This window comes from Nonomuraea sp. NPDC050540, assembly GCF_044457485.1.
In the GTDB taxonomy this organism is placed as follows: domain Bacteria; phylum Actinomycetota; class Actinomycetes; order Streptosporangiales; family Streptosporangiaceae; genus Nonomuraea.
Genome location: NZ_JBITHA010000029.1, coordinates 64,949 through 82,745, shown reverse-complemented (window position 1 = coordinate 82,745; position 17,797 = coordinate 64,949). Strand labels below are relative to the sequence as shown.

General features: G+C 71.4%; 14 protein-coding genes and 2 pseudogenes. 13 read left to right on the top strand and 3 right to left on the bottom strand.

Annotated elements, in window-relative coordinates:
• A pseudogene (locus ACIBI5_RS51190) lies at positions 1 to 164 on the bottom strand (hypothetical protein); the annotation flags it as partial.
• A 165-nt stretch (positions 165 to 329) separates the two neighbouring features.
• Here ACIBI5_RS51190 and ACIBI5_RS51185 point away from each other — a divergent pair.
• The 13 genes from ACIBI5_RS51185 (at position 330) to ACIBI5_RS51125 (ending at position 16,539) form a co-directional block, all read left to right on the top strand.
• On the top strand, positions 330 to 1,484 hold the full coding sequence (locus tag ACIBI5_RS51185; protein ID WP_397258612.1) for a pyridoxal-phosphate-dependent aminotransferase family protein: 1,155 nt from the start codon (positions 330 to 332) through the stop codon (positions 1,482 to 1,484).
• Positions 1,481 to 4,375, top strand: coding sequence for an FAD-binding and (Fe-S)-binding domain-containing protein (locus tag ACIBI5_RS51180; RefSeq protein WP_397258610.1), 2,895 nt, complete (start codon positions 1,481 to 1,483; stop codon positions 4,373 to 4,375). Before ACIBI5_RS51185 ends, ACIBI5_RS51180 begins: the two co-directional genes overlap by 4 nt.
• The gene (locus tag ACIBI5_RS51175; RefSeq protein WP_397258608.1) at positions 4,372 to 5,082 is read left to right on the top strand and encodes a fumarylacetoacetate hydrolase family protein; all 711 of its coding nucleotides are present in this window, start codon (positions 4,372 to 4,374) and stop codon (positions 5,080 to 5,082) included. The genes ACIBI5_RS51180 and ACIBI5_RS51175 overlap by 4 nt, the downstream gene beginning before the upstream one ends.
• 12 nt (positions 5,083 to 5,094) lie before the next feature.
• Complete coding sequence (locus tag ACIBI5_RS51170; protein ID WP_397258606.1) at positions 5,095 to 5,874, top strand: hydroxypyruvate isomerase family protein; 780 nt, start codon at positions 5,095 to 5,097, stop codon at positions 5,872 to 5,874.
• Positions 5,871 to 6,737, top strand: coding sequence for a 2-hydroxy-3-oxopropionate reductase (locus ACIBI5_RS51165; protein WP_397258604.1), 867 nt, complete (start codon positions 5,871 to 5,873; stop codon positions 6,735 to 6,737). The genes ACIBI5_RS51170 and ACIBI5_RS51165 overlap by 4 nt, the downstream gene beginning before the upstream one ends.
• A gap of 17 nt (positions 6,738 to 6,754) precedes the next feature.
• Positions 6,755 to 8,500, top strand: coding sequence for a glyoxylate carboligase (gcl, locus tag ACIBI5_RS51160; protein ID WP_397258602.1), 1,746 nt, complete (start codon positions 6,755 to 6,757; stop codon positions 8,498 to 8,500).
• Positions 8,501 to 8,506: 6 nt separating this feature from the next.
• On the top strand, positions 8,507 to 9,610 hold the full coding sequence (locus ACIBI5_RS51155; protein ID WP_397258600.1) for a glycerate kinase: 1,104 nt from the start codon (positions 8,507 to 8,509) through the stop codon (positions 9,608 to 9,610).
• A 326-nt stretch (positions 9,611 to 9,936) separates the two neighbouring features.
• Complete coding sequence (locus ACIBI5_RS51150; protein ID WP_397258598.1) at positions 9,937 to 10,290, top strand: hypothetical protein; 354 nt, start codon at positions 9,937 to 9,939, stop codon at positions 10,288 to 10,290.
• Positions 10,287 to 11,756 carry a multicopper oxidase family protein gene (locus ACIBI5_RS51145; protein ID WP_397258596.1) on the top strand — a complete coding sequence of 490 codons (1,470 nt, stop codon included), beginning with the start codon at positions 10,287 to 10,289 and terminating at the stop codon, positions 11,754 to 11,756. Before ACIBI5_RS51150 ends, ACIBI5_RS51145 begins: the two co-directional genes overlap by 4 nt.
• A 70-nt stretch (positions 11,757 to 11,826) precedes the next feature.
• Positions 11,827 to 12,453: a TetR/AcrR family transcriptional regulator gene (locus ACIBI5_RS51140; RefSeq protein ID WP_397258594.1), complete on the top strand. Its 627-nt coding sequence runs from the start codon at positions 11,827 to 11,829 to the stop codon at positions 12,451 to 12,453.
• A 12-nt stretch (positions 12,454 to 12,465) separates the two neighbouring features.
• Entirely contained in the window at positions 12,466 to 13,212 is a 747-nt protein-coding gene (locus ACIBI5_RS51135) for a VOC family protein (RefSeq protein ID WP_397258592.1), read from the top strand.
• A gap of 126 nt (positions 13,213 to 13,338) precedes the next feature.
• A complete protein-coding gene (locus ACIBI5_RS51130) occupies positions 13,339 to 13,923 on the top strand; it encodes a hypothetical protein (RefSeq protein WP_397258590.1) in 585 nt (194 codons plus the stop codon).
• 108 nt (positions 13,924 to 14,031) lie between these two features.
• Complete coding sequence (locus ACIBI5_RS51125; protein ID WP_397258588.1) at positions 14,032 to 16,539, top strand: chitinase C-terminal domain-containing protein; 2,508 nt, start codon at positions 14,032 to 14,034, stop codon at positions 16,537 to 16,539.
• A 55-nt stretch (positions 16,540 to 16,594) separates the two neighbouring features.
• On the opposite strand, the pseudogene ACIBI5_RS51120 reads toward ACIBI5_RS51125, so the two are convergent.
• Together ACIBI5_RS51120 and ACIBI5_RS51115 are read right to left on the bottom strand one after the other, a co-directional pair.
• Positions 16,595 to 16,708: pseudogene (locus tag ACIBI5_RS51120) on the bottom strand (IS701 family transposase); the annotation flags it as partial.
• Positions 16,709 to 16,883: 175 nt separating this feature from the next.
• Entirely contained in the window at positions 16,884 to 17,666 is a 783-nt protein-coding gene (locus ACIBI5_RS51115; protein WP_397258586.1) for a hypothetical protein, read from the bottom strand.
• Positions 17,667 to 17,797 lie beyond the last annotated feature (131 nt).

Below are 17,797 nucleotides of genomic sequence, written 5' to 3'. Positions count from 1 at the left end.
TCGCCGGGGAACCCCGCGACGATGTCGTCCTTGCCTTCGCCGAGCACGAAGGCGCCGACCATGAAGGCGGCGACGAACGCCAGCGCCCCCATGTGGACGGGCAGCACGGTGGCGACCAGGAAGACGACGGCCAGGACGACGATCGTGATGATCTGAACCGACATACGGACTCCAGCAGGTTTTCCATAATGCGGAAAATGGTTTCCGCTTAGCGAGAGTATGACCTGGCTCACATTGGCCGTCAAGACTTTTCATCTCCCCCGGGAAGGCATATCTTCCGTATAGCGATATAACTTTTCCGCATCGTGGATATTTCGAGCGAGGTCCTCATGAGCAGGCACTTCCTGCAGATCCCCGGCCCCACGAACGTGCCCGACAGCGTGCTGCGGGCCATGTCGGCGCCGACCATCGACCACCGGGGTCCCGAGTTCGCCGCACTCGGCCTGGAGGTGCTGCGCGACATCAAGCCGGTCTTCGGCACCGAAGGACCGGTCGTGATCTACCCGGCCTCGGGCACCGGAGCGTGGGAGGCCGCCCTGGTCAACACGTTGAGCGCGGGCGACAAGGTCCTGTGCTTCGAGACCGGCCACTTCGCCACCCTCTGGCAGGAGATGGCCGGACGGCTCGGGCTGGACGTCGCGTTCGTGCCCGGCGACTGGCGCAGGGGCGCCGACCCCGACGCCGTCCGCGAACGCCTGTCCGCCGACACCGGCCACACCATCAAGGCCGTCTGCGTGGTCCACAACGAGACCTCCACCGGCGTCACCAGCCGCGTCCCCGACGTGCGCGCCGCCATCGACGCCGCGGGCCACCCCGCCCTGCTGCTGGTCGACACCATCTCCTCACTCGGCTCGATCGACTACCGCCACGACGAGTGGGGCGTCGACGTCACCGTCGCCGGCTCGCAGAAGGGGCTCATGCTCCCGCCCGGCCTGAGCTTCAACGCCGTCAGCGACAAGGCCCTGCACGCCTCACGCACCGCGACCCTGGCCAGGTCGTTCTGGGACTGGGCGCCGATCCTGGCCGCCAACGAACGCGGCTTCTTCCCCTACACCCCCGCCACCAACCTGCTCTACGGCCTGCGCGAAGCCCTCCGTCTGCTCTACGACGAAGGACTCGACGCCGTCTTCGCCCGCCACATCCGCCACGCCGAGGCCACCCGCGCGGCCGTACGCGGATGGGGACTCGAAGTGCTCTGCGCCGACGAACGCGAGCACTCCGCGGCCCTGACCGCCGTGATCGTTCCCGAGGGATACGACGCCGACAAGATCAGAGCGATCATCCTCGACCGCTACGACATGTCACTCGGCTCCGGGCTCGGCAAGCTCAGCGGCCGCGTCTTCCGCATCGGCCACCTGGGCGACTTCAACGACCTCACCCTCGCCGGCACCCTGGCCGGTGTCCAGATGGGACTCACCCTGGCCGGCGTGCCCATCGACCCGCGCGGACTCAACGACGCGCTCGAGCGCCTGCAGGCGCCATGACGGCCACCCTTCCGGAGACGGGCGACCTGCTGCGCGCGCTCAGCGCGGCCGTCGAGGGCGAGGTGGCCTTCGACGACTACACCCGCCACCTGTTCTCCCGCGACGCGAGCATGTACGCGATCATGCCGGTCGGCGTGGTCTTCCCCCGGCACGCCGGGGACGTCGCCGAGGCGGTCAAGGCGGCCGGGCGGGAGGGCGTGCCCGTGGTGCCGCGCGGCGCCGGCACCAGCCTGGCCGGGCAGACGGTCGGGCCCGGCCTGGTCCTCGACTTCTCCCGGCACATGAACCAGATCGTCGACCTCGACCCGGAGGCGCGGACCGCGCTGGTCGAGGTGGGGGTGGTGCAGGACCAGCTCAACCAGGCGGCCGCGCCGTACGGGCTGATGTTCGGCCCCGACACCTCCACCAGCAACCGCGCCACCATCGGCGGGATGATCGGCAACAACTCCGCCGGCAGCGGCTCGCTCACCTTCGGGATGACCATCGACCACGTCAGGGCCCTGGACGTGGTCCTGGCCGACGGCTCGACCGCGCGGCTGGAACCGGTCAGCGAGCAGGAGCGGGCCCGGCGCGCCGCGGAGCCGACCCTGGAGGGCGCGCTCTACCGTGAGCTGCCCGCACTCGTCCGCGACAACGCCGAGGCGATCGCCACCGGCTTCCCGCCGTTCTGGCGGCGCGCCTGCGGGTACCGGCTGGACCGGCTGGCCGGGCCGGGGGAGTTCGATCTGGCGAAGTTCGTGGTCGGGGCCGAGGGCACGCTGGTCGTGGCGACGCACGCGCTGGTCGACCTGGTGCCCAAACCCCGCCACACCGTCTACGCCGTGGGCCACTTCGACACCACCGCCGCCGCCATCGCCGCCACCGAGGACGCCCTGGCCTGCGACCCCGCCCAGGTCGAGCTCATGGACAAGACGATCCTGGACCTGTCCCGGCAGAAGATCGAGTACGCCGGTCTCGGCGACATCCTCAAAGGCGACCCGGCCGCGCTGCTGTTCGTCTCCTTCAGCGGCGACGACCGCGACCACCTGACCGCCAAACTCGACGAGGTCAGCCGGTCGTGGAAGCGCAACGGCCACGGCTACCACACCCTGCTCGCCGTCACACCCGCCGAGCAGACGGCGCTGCTCAAGGTGCGCAAGTCGAGTCTCGGCCTGCTCATGGCGGCCGGCGAGGGCACCCGCAGGCCGCTGGCCTTCGTCGAGGACACCGCCGTCGACCCCAAGCATTTGGCCGAGTACACCGACCGTTTCCGCGGCGTGCTCGACAGGCACGGCCTGACGGCCGGCTTTTACGGCCACTGCTCGGTCGGCTGCCTGCACATCCGCCCGTTCGTCGACCTGGCCGACCCCGAGCAGGTGACGACCATGCGCGCGGTGGCCGTGGAGATCAAGGACCTGGTCGCCGAGTACGGCGGCGTCAACTCCAGCGAGCACGGCGACGGCCTGGCCCGCAGCGAGTTCAACCGGGAGATCTTCGGCCCGGAGCTGTACGAGGCGATGCGCTCGGTCAAGCACCTGTTCGACCCCGGGAACGTCCTGAACCCCGGCAAGATCGTCGACGCGCCGCCCATGACCGACAACCTGCGCGACGCGGCCCTGCCCCCCGCCGGGCCGCTGCGCACCCGGCTGTCGTTCGAGGTGGTCGGCGGCATGCGCGGCGCCGCCGACCGGTGCATGAACATCGGGCTGTGCCGCAAGAGCGGGCCCGGCGTCATGTGCCCGTCCTACGTCGCCACCCGCCAGGAGGAGCACTCCACCCGGGGCCGGGCCAACGCTCTGGTCAAGGCGCTGTCGTCGGCCGACCCCAAGACGGCCTTCGGCGACGAGCGGCTGCACGAGATCCTCGACCTGTGCCTGATGTGCAAGGCCTGCAAGAGCGAGTGCCCGATGAGCGTGGACATGGCCACGCTCAAGGCCGAAGCGCTGTCGCACCACCATGACCAGCACGGCGTGCCCCTGCGCTCGCGGATCTTCGGCGCCATCCGCTCGCTCAACCGGCTCGGCTCGGCCACCGCGCCGCTGTCGAACCTGCCCACCCGGATCCCGCTCGTCCGGCGGCTGCTGGAACGCACGGTCGGGATCACCGCCGCCCGGCAGCTGCCCCGCTTCCAGCGCGGCAACCTCATCCGCTGGCACCAAGGGCACAAGGGCCGCGAGCGCACCGGCCGCGAGACGCTGACGTTCCTGGCCGACTCCTTCACCACCTACACCGAGCCGCACATCGGCAAGGCGGCGATCGAGCTGCTGGAGCGCGCCGGCTGGACGGTCGAGCTGGCCGCCACCGGCTGCTGCGGCCGCTCCAGCCTGTCCAAGGGCCTGCTCGACCAGGCCAAGGCGCAGGCGGGCGCGCTGGTCGCCCACCTGGCCGCCACCGAGGGCCCGATCGTCGGCTGCGAGCCGTCCTGCCTGTTCACCCTGCGCGACGAGCACCGGGCGATGCTGGCCGGCGACGAACGCGTGGACGCGGTCGCCGCCCGGGTCAAGCAGGTGGAGGAACTGCTCACCGAGGCCGTCGGCGCGGGCAGGCTGACGCTGCGCGCCGACTCATGGCTCGCGGGCAAGAGGGTCGTCTTCCACGGCCACTGCCACCAGAAGGCCGAGGTCGGCACGGCCGCCACGATGGCCATGCTCCGGCTCATCCCCGGCGTGGAGGTCGTAGAGCTCGACACCGGATGCTGCGGCATGGCCGGCTCCTTCGGCTTCGAGGCCGAGCACTACGAGCTGTCCATGACCGTCGGCTCCGACCGGCTCTTCCCCGCCCTGGCCGCGGAACCGGCCGAGACCGTGGTGGCCGCCACCGGCGTCTCCTGCCGCCAGCAGATCTTCCACGGCTCGGCCCGCCAGGCCTGGCACCCGATCGAACTCCTGCGTGAGGCGGTGGTTGCGTCATGAGACTCGTCCGCTACACCCACAAGGACGAGGTACGCACCGGCGTGCTCGTCGGCCACGACATCCACCCTGCCCCCGGGCAGGGGTCGGTGGCGGCGCTGGAGGAGGTGACGCTGCTGGCGCCCTGCGATCCACGCGTGATCGTCTGCGCCGGCCGCAACTACGGCGCACCGGGAAAACTCCGCAAACCACGGCTGTTCCTCAAGGCCGCCAACGCCGTCACCGGCCCCGGCGCCGAGGTACGCCGCCCGCACGGGCTGCGCAGGCTGGAGTACGAGGGCGAGCTGGCCGTGGTCATCGGCCGCACCGCCCACCAGGTGCCCAAACGCCACTTCCGCGACTACGTCCTCGGCTACACCTGCGCCAACGACATCACCGCCGACGACTGGCGCAACGACGGCCAGTGGGTCAGGGCCAAGAGCGCCGACACCTTCTGCCCGCTCGGTCCCTGGATCGAGACCGACATCGACGACCCGGCCGGACTGCACATCCGCACCCGCGTCAACGGGCTCGTCGTCCAGGACAGCCCCACCGCCGCGATGCTCTTCGGCGTCGACGAACTCCTCGCCTACGTCACCCGCTGGATCACCCTCAACCCCGGAGACGTCCTGCTGACCGGCAGCCCCGACGGCGTCGGCCCCCTGGCCGCCGGCGACGAGGTCGCGGTGGACATCGCGGGCGTGGGCGTCCTGAGCAACACCGTCCGATAGGAGGCAGGCCAGATGCGCTACACCGTCAACTGCTCCATCCTCTTCACCGACCTGCCCGTGCTGGAACGCCCGGAGGCCGCCCGCAAGGCCGGCTTCGAGGCCGTGGAGTTCTGGTGGCCGTTCGAGACCGCCGTGCCCGCCGACGCGCAGGTCGACTCGTTCGTACGCGCCGTCCGCGACGCCGGGGTCCAGCTGACCGGGATCAACTTCGCCGCCGGCGACATGCCCGGAGGCGAACGCGGCCTGCTGTCGCACCCGCACCGCGCCGCCGAGTTCCGCGACAACGTGCCGATCGTGGCCGCGATCGGCCGCACGCTCGGCTGCCGCTCCTTCAACGCCCTGTACGGCAACCGCCTCGACGACGTCCGGGAAGAACTCCAGGACGAGACCGCCCTCGCCAACCTGGCGCTGGCCCAGGAGGTCGTGGACGGCGTCGTCCTGATCGAGGCGCTCAGCGGCGCCCCGGCCTACCCGCTCAGGACCGCCGCCGAGGCGCTGGCCGTCGTGGCCGCCGTCCCGGGGCTGAAGCTGCTCGCCGACCTCTACCACCTGGCCGTCAACGGCGACGACGTGGACGCGCTCCTGCGCGGCGACCCGGACCGCATCGGCCACGTCCAGATCGCCGACGCGCCGGGCAGAGGCGCGCCCGGCACCGGCGACCTGCCGCTGGGCGCCTGGCTCACCGAGCTCGGCCGGACCGGATACGACGGCTGGATCGGCCTGGAACACAAAGCCAACCCGGGCGAGGACCCCTTCGCCTGGCTCACCTCCGACCACAAGGAACTGCCGTGAGCAACGTGACCGTCATCGGCCTGGGCATCATGGGCGCCCCGATGGCCGCCAACCTCCTCAAGGCCGGATACACCGTCACCGGCGTCAACAAGGAACCGGAGAAGGTCGAGCGGCTGATCGAGCTGGGCGGCCACGGCGCGGGCAGCATCGCGGAAGGCGTGCGCGACGCCGACGTCGTCGTGACCATGCTCCCCGACACCCCCGACGTCGAACTCGTCGCCGCCGACATCGTGGACCACGCCCGCGAGGGCACGCTGTGGATCGACGCCAGCAGCATCAGGCCCGACGCCGCCGCCCGCATGGCCGCCCAGGCGGCCGAGGCCGGGCTGCGCGCGGTGGACGCGCCCGTCTCCGGCGGCGAGCAGGGCGCGATCGACGCCAGCCTGTCCATCATGGTCGGCGGCGCCCCCGCCGACGTCGAGGCGGCCCGGCCCGTCCTGGAAGCGGTGGGCTCCACCGTCGTGCACGTCGGCCCCGCCGGGTCCGGGCAGACGGTCAAGGCCGCCAACCAGCTCATCGTCGCCGGCACCATCGAGCTGGTCGCCGAGGCGATCGTGTTCCTGGAGGCCTACGGCGTCGAGATGGAGGCCGCGGTCAAGGTCCTGTCGGCGGGCCTGGCGGGCAACCGCATCCTGGAGCGCAAGGCCGAGGGCATGCTGAGCCGTACCTTCCAGCCGGGCTTCCGCATCGACCTGCACCACAAGGACCTCGGCATCGTCACCGCGGCCGCCCGTCAGGCGGGCGTGGCCATCCCGGTCGGGGCGGTCCTGGCCCAGCTGATGGGCGCCGCGCGGGCCCAGGGCCACGGGCAGCTCGACCACACCGCCCTGCTGCTGCTCGTCGAGCAGCTCTCGGGCCGCTGAGCGCGAGGAGCGAACCCATGGCACGCATGCGAGCCGTCGACGCCGCGGTCCTGATCCTGGAGCGTGAGAACGCCACCCAGACCTTCGGGGTGCCCGGCGCGGCCATCAACCCGTTCTACTCCGCGATGCGCGCGCACGGCGGGATCAAACACGTCCTGGCCAGGCACGTCGAAGGCGCCGCGCACATGGCCGAGGGCTACACCCGCGCCCGCGCCGGCAACATCGGCGTGTGCGTCGGCACCTCGGGCCCCGCGGGCACCGACATGATCACCGGCCTGTACTCCGCCGCCGCCGACTCCATCCCCATCCTCTGCGTCACCGGCCAGGCGCCGGTCGCCCGCCTGCACAAGGAGGACTTCCAGGCCGTCGACATCGCCGCCATCGCCGCGCCCCTCACCAAGATGGCGTACACCGTCATGGAGGGCGCCCAGGTGCCGGGCGCCTTCCAGCAGGCCTTCCACCTCATGCGCTCGGGACGGCCCGGCCCCGTCCTCATCGACCTGCCGCTCGACGTGCAGCTCACCGAGATCGACTTCGACATCGAGACCTACGAGCCGCTGCCCGTCCACCGGCCGGCGGCCACCCGGGCGCAGGCGGAGAAGGTGCTGGCCATGATGGCGGGGGCCGAGCGCCCGGTCATCGTCGCCGGCGGCGGCGTCATCAACGCCGACGCCAGCGACCTGCTGGTCGAGCTGGCCGAACTGCTCGGGGTGCCGGTCATCCCCACGCTCATGGGCTGGGGCGGCATCCCCGACGACCACCCGCTGATGGCCGGCATGGCCGGCCTGCAGACCGCCCACCGCTACGGCAACGCCACCCTGCTGGCCGCCGACTTCGTGCTCGGCATCGGCAACCGGTGGGCCAACCGCCACACCGGCGGGCTCGAGGTCTACCGGCGCGGCCGTACCTTCGTGCACATCGACATCGAGCCCACCCAGATCGGCAGGGTCTTCGCGCCCGACTACGGCGTCGTCTCCGACGCCGGGGCTGCGCTGATCCAGCTCGTCGAGGCGGCCCGCGCCACGCTGCCGCCGGACCGGGGCGTGTGGGCGAAGGAGTGCCAGGAGCGCAAGCGCACCCTGCACCGGCGCACCGACTTCGACAACGTCCCGATCAAGCCGCAGCGCGTCTACCAGGAGATGAACCTCGCCTTCGGCAAGGACGTGCGCTACGTCTCCACGATCGGCCTGTCGCAGATCGCCGGCGGGCAGTTCCTGCACGTCTACAAGCCGCGGCACTGGATCAACTGCGGCCAGGCCGGGCCGCTAGGCTGGACGGTGCCCGCCGCGCTGGGCGTGGCCGTGGCCGACCCGGAGGCCACCGTGGTGGCGCTGTCGGGCGACTACGACTTCCAGTTCATGATCGAGGAGCTGGCGGTCGGCGCGCAGTTCAACATCCCCTTCCTCCAGGTGCTGGTCAACAACTCCTACCTGGGGCTGATCCGGCAGGCGCAGCGGGCGTTCGACATGGACTTCCAGGTCAGCCTGGCCTTCGACAACGTCAACGCGCCCGAGCTGGGCGGCTACGGCGTCGACCACGTCAAGGTGGTCGAGGGGCTGGGCTGCAAGGCCATCCGCGTGCACGAGCCCGGGGAACTGGCCGGGGCCTTCGAGGAGGCGCGGAAGATCATGGAGGACCTGCGCGTGCCGGTCGTGGTCGAGGTGATACTCGAACGGGTCACCAACATCGCGATGGGCGCCGACCTCGACGCCATCACGGAGTTCGAGGAGGTCGCCGACGCCGAGATCCTGTCGCGGGGGTGAGCGGCCATGTCCGTGCTGATCGCGCCCGACAAGTTCAAGGGCTCGCTGACGGCCCGTGAGGTCTGCGAGCACCTGGCGGCCGGGATCACCGGGCGCGCCCCCGGCACCCCGGTCGCCGCGCTGCCGGTGGCCGACGGCGGCGAGGGCACGCTGGAGGCCGCGCTGGCCGCCGGGTTCCGCCGGGTCGCCGTCCGGGCCGAAGGGCCTGACGCGCGGCCGGTCGCGACCTCCTACGCCGAGCGCGACGGCGTCGCGGTGATCGAGCTGGCCGACGTGTCCGGGCTGGGCCGCCTGACCGGGCCGCCCGCTCCCCGTACCGCCACCAGTTACGGCACCGGCCAGGTCATCCGGGCCGCGCTGGACGGCGGCTGCCGCCGGATCGTGCTCGGCCTGGGCGGCAGCGCCTGCACCGACGGCGGCGCCGGCCTGGCCGAGGCACTGGGCGCCCGGCTGGAGGGCGTCACCGGGCGCGGCGGCGCGGCCCTGGCCGCCATCGACCGGCTCGACCTGTCGCGGCTGCATCCCCGCCTGGCCGAGGTGGAGATCGACATCGCCATCGACGTGGACAACCCCTTGCTCGGCCCGTACGGCGCCGCCGCCGTCTACGGGCCGCAGAAGGGCGCCACACCACGCGACGTGGCCGACCTGGAGACCGCGCTGGCCCGCTGGTCCCGGGCGGTCGCCGCGGCCACCGGCGTCGAGGCCGCCTGCGTCCCCGGCGCGGGGGCCGCGGGCGGCGTCGGCTACGCGGGCCTGACCATCCTGCGCGGCACGCTCCGCTCCGGCATCGAGCTGGTCCTGGACCTCGTCGGCTTCCCCGCGCACCTGGCGGCGGCGAAGCTCGTCGTCACCGGGGAGGGCTCGCTCGACCACCAGACCGCCCGCGGCAAGGCGCCCGCCGGGGTCGCCGCGATGGCGGTCGCCGCTGGCACGCCGGTCGTCGCCGTGGCCGGGCGCTCGCTCCTGCCGCCCGCGGCGATCGAACGGCTCGGCCTCGACCGCGTCTACCCGCTCAGCGCCCTGGAACCGGACGGCCGGCGCTCGATGCGGCGCGCCGGCACGCTCCTGGAGCTGGTCGGCGGGCAGATCGCCGACGACTGGCTCACCTGAACGCCCGGCCGGGCGAGCTCAGCGCCCGGCTGGGCCCTCGAACGCCCGGCCGGGTCACCCCCACCCGCCCGGCCGGGCCGCCCATCCCGACCGGCGGGGTCACCCACACCCTGCCGGTCGGGTCGTCAGAAGGCCCTGCCGGATCCCGCTCCCCAGCCCGGCGGGGCCACCACCGGCCTCCGGCCGGGTCACCCACGCCCGGCCGGAGGTTCCGGGCGTACCGCTCCGGCCGTAGCGGGCCGGCCGGGAGTCGTACCGGGGGAGTAGACGCGTCATCACCGCTGGTGGGACGTCCGCGCGCCACGGGCTGGACGAAGATTTCCGGCATGAGGTTCCTGCGCATCACACTCACCCTGCAGACCCTGGTCCTGCTGCTCCAGGCGGTCACCGCCGGCATGTTGCTGTCCTCTCCCGGCGGGCGGGCCGCGCACAGCGTCACGGCCATCGCGGTGGCGGTCGTCGTGCTGGTCAACCTGGTCGCCGCCCTCGTCGCGCGCCGGCGCGCCGCCATCGGGCCCGCCGTCGGCATGCTGGTGCTGACCCTGGCCCAGATGGCGCTCGGCATGGCCCACATGAAGACGCTGCACGTGCCGGTCGGCGTGCTGATGTTCGGCGGCAGCCTGGTGCAGACCGCACAGATCTGGGCCGAGCGCCGCCCCGCCGCCGCGGCGGCGGCGTGAACGTCTCACGGCGGCGGGCGCTGGGGCTGCTCGGGCTGGGGGCGGTCGCGGCGCTGGGCGTCCCCGGCTGCTCGCTGACCGGGCGCACCCCGTTGCCCAAGCTTCTCGCCAGTACGGCCCCGCTGCCCCGGCCCTTCGCCGTGCCGCTGCCGCTGCCGCCGGTGGCGAAGCCGTATCGCAGCGACGGCACCACCGACTACTACGAGCTCGTCCAGCGCGCGGCCGAGGCGGACATCCTGCCCGGTCTGCGCACCCCGATCTGGGGCTACGACGGGAAGTTCCCCGGCCCCACCGTCCGGGCGCGCAGCGGCCGGCGGACCGTCGTGCGCGTGCGCAACACGCTGGGCGCGCCGACCGTCACCCACCTGCACGGCGGGCACACCCCGCCGGAGTCCGACGGCTTCCCGACCGACCTGGTGGCGCCGGGCACGCAGCGGGACTACGTCTTCCCGCTGGAGCAGCGGGCGGCGACGCTCTGGTACCACGACCACCGCATGGACTACACCGGCCCGCAGGTCTGGCGGGGCCTGGCCGGGTTCTTCCTGGTGGGCGACGAGGGGGAGGCGGCGCTGCCGCTGCCCTCCGGCGAGCGGGACGTGCCGCTGATGATCTGCGACCGGGCCTTCCACACCGACGGCACCATGCCCTACCCGGTGCGCGACAACGGGCCCGGCGCCCGCGAAGCGTTCATGGGCGGCCTGCTCGGCGACGTCATCTTGGTCAACGGCGCCCCGTGGCCGGATCTCGCGGTCGACCGGGCCCGCTACCGGCTGCGGCTGCTCAACGGCTCCAACGCCCGCACCTACGAGCTCGCCCTGCCGCCCGGCGGCACGATGGTGGTGATCGCGAGCGACGGCGGCCTGCTGGCCGCCCCTCACCCCGTCGAGCAGGTACGGCTGGCGCCGGGCGAGCGGGCCGACGTGGTGGTGGACTTCGCCGCCTACCGTGTGGGCGAGCACGTCGAGCTGCGCAACCTCCTCGGCGAGGAGGGCCCGCAGTCGCGGGTGATGCGGTTCACGGTCGCCCGCGAGGCCCGCGACGACTCCGCGATCCCCCAGACGCTCTCCCGGATCGAGCGGCTCGACCCGGCCACGGCCGCGGTGACCCGCGACTTCTCCTTCACCAGCGGCAGCCTGCACGGCCACACCGGCTGGATGATCAACGACAAGCCCTTCGACGTACGCCGCGTCGATGCCAGGCCCAAGCTCGGCCAGGTCGAGATCTGGCGGCTGACCAGCGACGTCTCCCACCCGGTGCACCTGCACCTGGCGCCCTTCCAGGTGCTGTCGGCCGGAGGCGAGCGCCCCGAGGGCCCGCCGGCCTGGAAGGACACGGTCGAGCTGCGCGAGACGCAGACCGTGGAGATCATCACCCGCTTCACCGGCTACCGCGGCCGGTACGTCCTGCACTGCCACAACCTGGAGCATGAGGACATGGCCATGATGAGCACCTTCGAGGTGGTCTGAGCGGGTAAGCCGTACAGCCATACGTTTTCACGTACTGGTGAGCCGTACCGTACGGAGATACGATCGCGGCGTGAGGTCAACATCCGTCCCCTCGCGCCGCCGCAGAGTCGGCGGTGGCCGCAGGGCAGAGGTGCTCGACGTGGTCGTCGCCGTCCTGTCCGAGCGCGGTTACGAGCACACGCGTTTCACCGACGTCGCCAAGGTGGCGGGGGTGGCGGTGAGCACGTTGCAGTTCTACTTCGGCTCGCGCGACGACATGCTCGTCGAGGCGCTGCACCACTCCACCGAACGGGAGGTCGCCCGGCTGGAGCAGGCGGGCGATCAGGAGCCGACGCCGTGGCGGCGCCTGGTCGCGCTCGTGGACGGCGGGCTGGCGCCGCTGCCGATCGGCACCTGGCGCATGCTGATGGAGTTCTGGCACGCGGCGGTGCACGATCCCGAGCTTCGCTCGCACAGCGTGAGCCTGCAGCAGCGCTACCGGCGGCCGTTCGCCGAGGCCATCCGCGACGGCGTCGAACAAGGCGAGTTCCGCGTGGCCGACGACGTCGAGGACGTGGTGACGGCGCTCATCGCGCTCCTCGACGGGCTGGTCATCCCGCGTGTCCTCGACCATGACTACTTCGACGCCGGCCGGTTGCGCATCGTCGTTCTGCGGCAGCTCCGCGCACTACTCGGAGTCGCCGATCCAGAGGAATGAGGAGGGGTACGCGTGCTTAGTCCGGTCATTTCCGGCGCACCCGCATTGGTGGACATCGCCACCGCGAACCGCGCGGCGACCTGCGACTTCTATTCCGGTCTCTTCGGCTGGACCTATTCGTCGGCGGGCGACTACGTCTACGCCGAACTCGACGGCGACGTCGTGGCCGGCGTCCGCGACGGCGAGCAGGCCGCATGGACGCTCTACGTGCACGCCGACGCCGTGGAGACGGCGGCCAAGAGCATCGAGGAGGCGGGCGGGCAGATCGTCTTCGGCCCGTACCAGGATCCCGGGCAGGGGGAGGCTCTCGTCGCCGCCGACCCGGCGGGCGCGGTCTTCGGCCTGTGGCGCGCCGACGTGCCCGGCGGCTTCGGCGTGGGCAGGCCGGGCACGCTGACCTGGGCGGAGCTGCGTACCATCGACGGCGGGCGCATCGACGCGTTCTACGGGCGGCTGTTCGGTTACGAGCAGCGGCAGATCGGCGACGGGCGGCACTTCGACTACACGGTCTGGTCGGCCGGCGGGCAGACCCGGCTGGGCCGGCACGCGGACAAGTCCTACGTCCTGCCGTACTGGCTCGTGTACTTCGCGGTCGATCCGGCCGTGGGGACGGACGCGACGGTGGTGCGCGTGACCGACCTCGGCGGATCGGTGATCGGCGATCCCCTCGATGTCTCCACGGGGCGGATGGGTCTGGTGGCCGACGTCTCCGGGGCCGTGTTCGCGCTCATCGACGAAACGGGACCGAGGGCCTCGTAGACGTCCGGTGCGCGCCGGGTGAGGCTTCCCCGGGTGGCGACCGCAGCCGCCGCCCGGGGTTCCACGTGCGCGCGATCCGCACATTTTCCCGCTGAGTCCTGCACGCGGCCGCTCTAAGGTGGGCCGGTGATCTCCAAACCCGTTCTGGCGGCCGTCCCCCTGGCCGTGATCGCGCTCGGCGTCGCGCTGCACACCGGCTGGCTGGTGACGCGGCTCTGGATCCTGGCCCTGCCGCTGCTGCTGCTGATCTTCGTAGTGCTGGTGACGCTGTTCGGTCTGGCGATCTGGCGGGCCGGGCGGGACACGCGCCGCTGGCCGGTGGTGGCCACGGCCGTGCTGGCGCTGGCCGGTCTGGGCGGCGGGCTCTTCCTGCATCTGGAGCCGCAGGCGCGGGCCCGGGCGCGGTTCTGGGTGGAACGGCCGGCGTTCGCGGTCGCCGCCGGGACGCGCGTCCCGGAGGGGCAGTACTACGGGGCAGAACTGCCGGGCTGGGCCTGCTTCGTCTCGGCCAACTGCCGCGTCGCGGTGATCGGAACCAGCGGCGGGCGGCCGGTGCGGTTCGTGCCCGACTGGATCGGCGTTCCGGACGACGCCGTCGGTTACGGGCACTTCACCGGGCGGCCGGAGGCGGGTCCCTACAACGGGTTCGGCGCGAGCCTGTGCCCGTCCTTCGAGCTGGCCGGCGGATGGTGGTGGCTCGGGCGCTGCTGACCGCTGAACTATTTGGAAACTTTCCTAAAAGAAAGCGTTGACGCACCTGGTGAGAGCGCCTACCTTCGCGCACAAGAGCGCATTATCACCCCCCTTGGATGGCGAACCATGCGTAAGCGAGCGCGTCTGTCCTTAGCCGCCGTGGCGGCCTCGATGGCCCTGGTCGCGGCGACCCTCGCCGGATCCGCCGCCGCGGCCGTCGACCACGAGACCTGCCGCCCCGACGGGCTCCACCGAACGTCCGGCGTCAGCGTCCCCTACTGCTCCGCCTACGACGAGCAGGGCCGCGAGAGCATGGGCGCGGACCATCCGCGCCGCGTGATCGGCTACTTCACCGGCTGGCGCCACGGCGGGAACGGGCAGCCCGCCTACCTCGCCCAGAACATCCCCTGGTCGAAGATCACGCACATCAACTACGCCTTCGCCCACGTGGGCGCGGACAACAAGATCTCGGTGGGCGCCGACTCGGCGAGCAACCCTGCCACCGGGCTGGACCTGGCGGGCAACGACCCGGCCCTGCCGTACAAGGGACACTTCAACGCGCTCACCACGCTCAAGAGGGCCAACCCGCACGTCAAGACGCTGATCAGCGTCGGCGGATGGGCCGAGACGGGCGGGTACCTCGACGCGAACGGCAACCGGGTGGCCTCCGGCGGCTTCTACACGATGACCGACAGCCAGGCCGCGATCGACACGTTCGCCGACTCCGCCGTCGCCTTCATCAGGAAGTACGGCTTCAACGGGGTCGACATCGACTACGAGTACCCCACCTCGATGAAGGACGCCGGCAACCCGGCCGACTGGCAGATCGCCAACGCCCGGCGCGGCCGGCTCATGCAGGGATACGCGGCGCTCATGAAGACGCTGCGCGACCGGCTGGACAGGGCCGCCGCCGCCGACGGGAAGTACTACCAGCTCACCGCGGCCGTGCCCGCCTCCGGGTACCTGCTGCGCGGCATGGAGACCTTCCAGGTCACCCAGTACCTGGACTTCCTCAACATCATGTCCTACGACCTGCACGGCGCCTGGAACGAGTTCGTCGGCCCGAACGCCGCGCTCTACGACGACGGCAAGGACGCCGAACTGGCCAAGTGGGGCGTCTACACCACCTCCCAGTACGGCGGCATCGGCTACCTCAACACCGACTGGTCCTACCACTACTACCGCGGCGCCCTGCCGCCCGGCCGGATCAACATCGGCGTGCCGTACTACACCCGCGGCTGGAAGAACGTCACCGGCGGCACCGGCGGCCTGTGGGGCAAGTCGGTCGGCACCACCTGCCCGACCGGCCTGACCACCTGCGGCGACGGCGCCACCGGCATCGACAACCTGTGGCACGACAAGGAGAACGGCCGCGAGGTGGGCGCCGGGTCCAACCCGATGTGGCACGCCAAGAACCTCGAACGCGGCATCGCCGGCTCCTACCTCGGCGCGTACGGCGTCACCGAGGGCATCACCGGCACCTACACCCGCAACTACGACGGCACGCTCGTCGCCCCGTGGCTCTGGAACAGCGGCAAGAAGGTGTTCCTGTCCACCGAGGACGAGCAGTCGCTCAAGGCCAAGGCCGAGTACGTCAGGGACAAGGGCCTCGGCGGCATCATGATCTGGGAGCTGGCCGGCGACTACAAGTGGACCGGCAGCGAGTACTTCATGGGCGACACGCTGACCACGCTGGTGCACGACACGCTCAAGACCGCGGCGCCGTACACCGCGACCAGGGCGAAGACGGCGCTGCCCGCGGAGAAGATCGACGTGGGCTTCGCCGCTGAGCAGTTCCCCGTCGGCGACAGCAACTACCCGATCAGCCCCAAGCTCAAGATCACCAACAGGTCGGCGTTCACGCTGCCCGGCGGCACCGAGTTCCAGTGGGACTACGCGACCGCCTCGCCGCCGAACGCCAAGGACCAGTCCGGGTTCGGGCTGCGGGTGATCAGCAGCGAGCACACCGGGGCCAACAACATCGGCGGGCTCAAGGGCGACTACCACCGCGTCTCGGTGAAGCTGCCCAGCTGGCAGACGCTCGCCCCCGGCGCCTCGGTGACCATGGACTACGTCTACTACCTGCCCGCGCCGGGCCCGAACAACTTCACCGTCACCTTCGGCGGCAAGAGCTACGGCGTCGTCCAGGACCTGGCCCGCGGCGGGGGCGTGGTGACCCCGTCGCCGACCCCCACGGCCACCCCGACCGGCGGCACGTGCACCGATCCGGCGTGGGAGGCCGGGAAGGTGTACAACGGCGGCCAGCGTGTCTCCCACAACGGCCGTACCTATGAGGCCCGCTGGTGGACGCAGGGCAACCAGCCCGGCACCAACGACGTGTGGCGCGACCTGGGCGCCTGCGCCGGCACCCCGACCGCGACGGCCACCCCCACGCAGACGGTCACTCCCACACCGACGCCCACCCCGACTCCGACGGCGACCCCCACACCGACGGCCACCCCCACACCGAGCGTGACCTACACCGGCGGCACACCGGAGTGGGCGCCCGGCGTCAGCTACCAGACCGGTGCCATGGTGCGCTACCAGGGCATCACCTACCGGTGCAGGCAGGGGCACACCTCCCAGGTCGGCTGGGAGCCCACCAACCTCTTCGCACTCTGGCAGCCCATGTAGTCCCGCGAGGGCCCGGCTCCGGCCGGGCCCTCATGGCCTTGGGCCTGTCGGGAGCAGGCCCACCATCACCGGCAGCCTCAGCAAGCTGCCACCCGTTCTTCCGCTCCACCGGCTCGGGCGACCCCGTCACCTACGCCCGCGCCCGACGACGAGGCTCCACTCTCCTGAACAACAGTCACAAGATCAGGTTGTGGTGCCAGAGCTGACTTGACGGCCCGGCGAGGATCCCGCGGGCAACCGTCCTCGGCGAGCCAGCCGCGCACCGTCGAACTCCCGCCACGCCGCGGTGTTGCCCGTTCAGCGGGTCTTCGGTTACTGCCGGCGGCCGAGGAGCGGAGCAGGCGCTATGACTTCGGAATTTTCAGCGCGCGCGTCTGGGCGGGCGGCGGGGGCTTGATGGTGAGCTTCATACCCCAGTCCGAATAGCGGATGTCGTCGACGTAGCCGAACCACCCCTGCCCGCCGGTGGCACCCTTGAGCTGCTCGTACTCGGGTTCCTTCCACTTGACCCAGACGCGGCGTACCAGTCCGTCCTCGCCGATCCACAGACGCCACTGGATCGGCCACTCGCTGTTACCGTACTCCTGCTTCGGACGCAGTTCCGGCCGGACCGCCCACAACTGGCCGAACGTCATCACTCCTTGGCGGAGGGTGGTGGACACGCCGTCATAGGTCTCGGAAGGCTGTTCGGATGTGGTGGTGGCCAGCACGGCCGCGAACATGTCAGGCTTGTCCAGCCGCAGATTTCCTGCCTCTAGGCGTAGCTCGCACTGCCACGCGAAAGTTACTGGCCAGGTCACCCACTTCTTGCCCTTGGGATGCTTCTTCGACGGGTCGTGTACCCACTGGCGTTTGCCGATGCAGATGTCGCGCTCATTCCGAATCTGGTGGTGCACGAGGTCGGTCGCCACGACCTTGCCGTCGCCGAACCCGATGACGCCCTTGGTCGGTTTGAAGCGGTCCCACCCGTCGCCGTTGTTGAAGGTGCTGTATTCGACGACCCGCACTCCACGACCTTTGACCATCTGCCGCTGGATCGCGGCGATCGGATCGACCGCCGTGCCGGCCGCGGCCACGCTGGGAGCGGGAACGGCATGGAGGGCGGATCCGGCCAACGCGAAGACCACGACCGTTGTCCATCGCCTCATGAGGTGACGTTCTCCTATGGGTGAGTGCGGTACTTCCGCCGCCATGCCGAAGGAGCCAGACTCGCAAATGCGGATCACGCCATGATCACAGCCCCGATGGGGCCCATCCA